Below are 5,270 nucleotides of genomic sequence, written 5' to 3'. Positions count from 1 at the left end.
ATTCAACATTATGCTGTAAAACAGCTTGCTGTTAACAAGAGGGGGATAAACGATGTGGATTGAGACTTTAAAAAATTTTATATTTATTGCGTTAGAATTAACGGTTTTATTTATCGTCATTTCCTTTCTCATTAGTCTTTTACAAGGATATATCCCTTATGAAAAAATCGAGAAAAAATTGGCGGGTAAAAATAAAGTTTTAGCTGCATTCGTAGCGATCGTATTTGCTTTTATAACACCATTTTGCTCATGCTCTACAATCCCAGTAGTAGTAAATATGTTGAAAAAGAAAATGCCTTTTGGAATCGTTATGATTTTTCTTTTTGCTTCACCAGTACTAGACCCAACAATTATTACGATCATGGGAGTTGTTCTTGGGTGGAAGGTAACGATTGTTTATACGGTAGTGACAAGTATTTTCTCAATTGTTATTGGTTTTGTTCTTGAAGCATTGGGATTTGAAAAGTATGTAAAAAATGTTGTGATGTCTGGTTATGAGGAAGGCAATAAAAATTTCAATATGAAATTAGCATTTGAAGAAACAATAGCTCTTATGAAAAGTGTTTATCCATATCTCATTATCGGTGCAGCAATAGGAGCAATCATTCATGGATTAGTACCAACTGAATGGATTTCAACGGCTTTTGGTGATGATCATTGGTGGTTGATTCCAATAGCCGCAATTGTAGGGATTCCATTGTATATACGATTATCAAGTATGATCCCTATCTCACAGATTCTTATTATGAAAGGGATGGCATTAGGTCCTGTTATGGCTATGATGATTAGCTCAGCGGGTGCAAGCTTGCCAGAAGTCATTTTATTAAAGTCAATTTTTAAACGGGAATTAGTTTTCACTTTTGTATTATCGGTGGTAACAATGTCAACATTAGCAGGTTTTATCTTTTATTTAATATAAAGAAATGGGGAAAATATTTATGTTCAATCTATTCAAAAAGGATTCTAAGAAAGATGCAAATTGTTGTAATGTAGTGATTAAAGAGGTAGAAGAAAACAATGAAAACGAGGAAAAAAGCAAAAATTGCTGTTCAGCTGAAACGGAAAAGAAAAATTGTAGATAATATTAAAATATTCAAAGCGAAAGGGTCTCCTTGATTTAGGAGACCCTAGCTTGTTGTTATTCACCAGTTTTAGCAAAACGCTCAATTCTTTCTCCAATTTCGTCACGAACACGTTGGAAGAAAGCCCATTTTTCTTCATCTGTTCCTTCTGCTTTAGCAGGGTCATCAAATCCCCAATGCTCGCGTTTTACATGTGGTGGTGTCATTGGGCATTTATCTGCAGCATCTCCACATAAAGTAACAACTAAATCAGCATTATTTAATATTTCCGGATCAATGATATCAGACGTTTGATTTGAGATATCAATTCCCGCTTCTTTCATTGCTTTAACAGCATTTGGATTTAAGCCATGAGCCTCAATTCCAGCACTATATACATTCCACCCATCAGCTAAATATTTTTTTGCCCAGCCTTCTGCCATTTGGCTTCTGCAAGAGTTTCCAGTACATAAGAAGTAAATTGTTTTTTTCGCCATGTTGTTTGCTCCTTTTTAAGTAAATTTAATGGATGATAAGTAACCAAATATATAAACCAACTAGGGTAATGAACAAGGTTGGAATTGTTAAAATAATTCCAGTTTTAAAGTATGTTCCCCAAGAGATTTTTACATTTTTTAATGATAAAACATGAAGCCATAGTAATGTAGCTAGTGAACCTATCGGTGTAATCTTTGGTCCTAAATCAGAACCTATGACATTTGCATAAATAAGCGCTTCTCTTATAACACCTGTTGAGCTAGTATCGGAAATAGCGAGCGCATCGATCATAACGGTTGGCATGTTATTCATAATTGAAGATAAAATAGCTGCAATAAAACCCATACCAACAGTAGCTGTAAATAATCCTTGGTCTGCAACAGCCTGAATCATGTCCGCTAAAACATCTGTTAAACCGACATTTCTTAAGCTATAAACAACAACGTACATTCCGATGGAAAAAAATACGATCGCCCAAGGTGCTCCTTTAATAACGGTTTTTGTGTTAACTGCTGAACTTCTTTTTGCCATCATTAGAAAGAAAATCGCAACGATTCCAGCAATGAAAGAAACTGGAATTCCGAATGACTCACTTACAAAATAACCAATAAGCAAGATTCCCAAAACAATCCATGACAATTTAAACATCTTTTTATCGCGAATCGCTTCTACTGGTTTTTTTAATTGCGTTAGGTCATATTTTTTTGGGATGCTTTTACGGAAAAAGAGATATAAAACCAAGATACTAGCACCCAATGAGAAAAAGTTCGGAATGATCATTCTTGATGCAAATTCAACAAAACCAATATTGAAAAAGTCAGCCGATACAATGTTAACAAGGTTACTTACCACTAATGGAAGTGAAGTAGTATCAGCAATAAAGCCACTTGCGATAATAAATGGGAACACCATTTTTTCACTAAAGTTTAAATTTCTTACCATCGCTAACACAATGGGTGTAAGAATTAATGCAGCCCCATCGTTTGCGAAAAAGGCAGCAACAATAGCTCCGAGAATACTAACATAAACAAACATTCTAATCCCATTACCTTTTGCGGCTCTTGCCATGTGTAAGGCTGACCATTCAAAAAATCCAATCTCATCTAAGATTAGTGAAATAATAATAATTGCAACGAAAGCTAGTGTTGCATTCCATACAATCGATGTCACATCAATGACATCTTTAAAATCTACAACACCTACAAGTAGAGCAAGAATCGCTCCGCCACATGCAGACCAACCGATGGATAAACCTTTTGGCTGCCATATGACAAGTGTAAGTGTGAGTAAAAAAATCACTGATGCTAAAATAACTGATGTCATGATTTTAATCCTCCATTACTCACATGAAATTCGTAATCCTTGTTCCTCTAGTTCTTTGATGCGATAATCTTGATTCGGCAGGTATTGAAGGATATTTTCGACTAAAGAATAATGATCACTATCTTTATTTAATGAATAGATAATCCATTGCCCTCTTCTCGTTTCTTTGACAATTCCAGCATCCTTTAATTTGCGAAGATGTTGACTAATGGCAGGCTGACTTGCCTTGAAAACCTCAACAAATTCACATACACAGCAATCATTTGAATCCAGCATTTTCACCATTGTTAATCTAGTTTTGTCACCTAAAAGCTTTAGAATGGTTGCTGTTTTTTCTATTTCAATTGTCGCTTCTTTCATTATTACACCTCCCGAATTCATCCGCATATTAATATATAATAATTTGCTTATATATTCAATGGCTTAATATTATTTTCAATTGTTCTTTCGGTTAAACGAAGTGAAATGTCATGATGAAGGAGTTGAAATATGGCTAGTGTAGATTTCTACTACTAAAATTACCAGTAATGGTGTTTGTGAAGATAATTTTACAAATTTAAATGAATGGTGTAGATAAATGGACTAGTGAGGGGCAAATGAAATTGACGAATTTCTTATAAGAAACAAATGAAAGAAATGGTGAACAATCATTACTGGAAAAGGGAAAAGAATATTTATAAATAAACGACTATGTCCTTTTATAACAAAAACAGTCTCCCCCAGCAGCGCAGAGAACTGGGGGAATAAAAATGAGTTATGCACTAGCTATTGATTGATTCTATTCATAAACTTTCATTGGCAATTTTGTTAGAGATTGTCCAGTAGCTGATACTGTCAAATTGTTCTCTAACTCAAACCCAGAAACTGCTTCAATCCGAGAGAACCTTTGAATGAATGCCTCTAGTGCAAGCTTCATTTCTAATCGTGCTAGTGGTGCACCTAAACAGAAGTGTGGTCCATTACCGAATGTTAAGTGCTTCTTATTGTTTGAACGATGAATATTCATCGTGAATGGATCTTCAAACAAATCAGGATCCATATTACATGCACTCATCCATGCAATGACGACATCTCCTTTTTTTAAGTCAACACCTAATAGATGATTGTCTTGTTTAACGGTACGATCTCTACGTGACATATGGAATCGGTAACGAAGCATTTCTTCAACTGCATTTGGAACAAGTTCAATCTTGTTTCTTAGCTCTTCATAAATCGATGCATCATCGTATAGCAATGAATAGAATGTATTTGCGATCGCATGGCTTGTCGTTTCGACACCAGCGCCTAAAAGCAGCATTGTTGCATGAACGATTTCTTCATCTGTAAATCTTTCGTCATCTACTTCAGCTCGAATTAAGTCAGAAATAATATCATCAGTTAAATTTAACCGTTTTTGTACGACAATTGGGTAAAGAAACTCAAAATATTCCTTCGCTGCCTTTTGCTTTTCTAATTCAATATCATCCAGTCTTTCTCTATCGTAAGGCTGGAAAAGAATATCAACCCATTTCTTAAACTGATATCTGTTTTCGAGCGGAACGCCAAATAAGTCAGCGATGACGAGACTAGGTAATGGAGAAGCAAGGGCATCAACAATATTTACAACTGAATCTTCTTGAATTTCCTCAACAAGCTCTTTTGCAATTTGTTGAATACGAGGTTCCCAGTTTTTCAAACTGCGAGGGGTGAAGGCTGCTGCTAACAATGAACGACTTTTTCGATGCATGGGTGGATCAACATTTGTAAGGTTTGTGATGGATGAAGGATTTTGTTGTTTGTGATTTGAGCCTACGAAAATAGTTGTTCTTGTTCCTTCACTTGAGAAAACTTCATAATTGCTTAATACCTGTTTCACGTGTTCATATTTAAACACATTCCACGTATTTGTACCTTCGTGGAAATACACAGGGTGATTGAGAAGCATCTCTTTATACCATTCGATAGGAAAAAACTCTTCTGCACGTGATTTGAAATTTGTGATTTCATTTACAGGAATAACTTCTTTCGTGATCATGTTTTTATTCCTCCCTCAAGTTACAGTGGTTTGACAATCAGTGTAGCGAAGGGACCAAGAATTTAGTTTGCATCATCTTACACTGAATTGTAGTGAATCTACATCCTCCGTTCGTTACAGTAAGGTCACATAGTATGATTTATCCTAAACATTCTCTACTTAATTCGATGTGACTATTTTCACCTTACTTTAATCAAGAAAATTCTTAAAGAGTACATAGTATGAAGGGGATTTCTAAATATGTATAGGACAAGAAGCCTGTAAATCTAGTATTTCTAAGCTTTTGTAGGTGTAATTTCACTTGTATAATATATGCTAAAAGAAATCTATCGTTTTTTAATAAAAGAGAGGGATAGACAAGGGAAAGGGAAGGG

Annotated in this window: 5 protein-coding genes; 1 reads left to right on the top strand and 4 read right to left on the bottom strand. The window is 35.0% G+C overall.

Annotation, left to right across the window (positions count from 1 at the left end; genetic code table 11):
• Positions 1-52: 52 nt before the first annotated feature.
• Complete coding sequence (locus HU235_RS15195) at positions 53-919, top strand: permease (RefSeq protein ID WP_174880742.1); 867 nt, start codon at positions 53-55, stop codon at positions 917-919.
• Between the two features lie 219 nt (positions 920-1,138).
• On the opposite strand, the gene arsC is transcribed toward HU235_RS15195, so the two are convergent.
• The 4 genes from arsC to HU235_RS15175 form a co-directional block, all read right to left on the bottom strand.
• Complete coding sequence (gene arsC, locus HU235_RS15190) at positions 1,139-1,558, bottom strand: arsenate reductase (thioredoxin) (RefSeq protein WP_174880741.1); 420 nt, start codon at positions 1,556-1,558, stop codon at positions 1,139-1,141.
• A gap of 25 nt (positions 1,559-1,583) precedes the next feature.
• Positions 1,584-2,882, bottom strand: a complete 1,299-nt coding sequence (locus tag HU235_RS15185) for an arsenic transporter (protein WP_174880740.1) — start codon at positions 2,880-2,882, stop codon at positions 1,584-1,586.
• 15 nt (positions 2,883-2,897) lie between these two features.
• Positions 2,898-3,242 carry an ArsR/SmtB family transcription factor gene (locus HU235_RS15180; RefSeq protein ID WP_095299632.1) on the bottom strand — a complete coding sequence of 115 codons (345 nt, stop codon included), beginning with the start codon at positions 3,240-3,242 and terminating at the stop codon, positions 2,898-2,900.
• Between the two features lie 418 nt (positions 3,243-3,660).
• Positions 3,661-4,893, bottom strand: coding sequence for a cytochrome P450 (locus HU235_RS15175; protein ID WP_174880743.1), 1,233 nt, complete (start codon positions 4,891-4,893; stop codon positions 3,661-3,663).
• Positions 4,894-5,270: the final 377 nt, after the last annotated feature.

The sequence above is a fragment of the Metabacillus niabensis genome (assembly GCF_902829255.1).
Taxonomy (GTDB): Bacteria; Bacillota; Bacilli; order Bacillales; family Bacillaceae; genus Metabacillus; species Metabacillus niabensis.
Note: the sequence above shows the minus strand (reverse complement) of the source record. Positions and strands in the feature narration are given on the sequence as shown.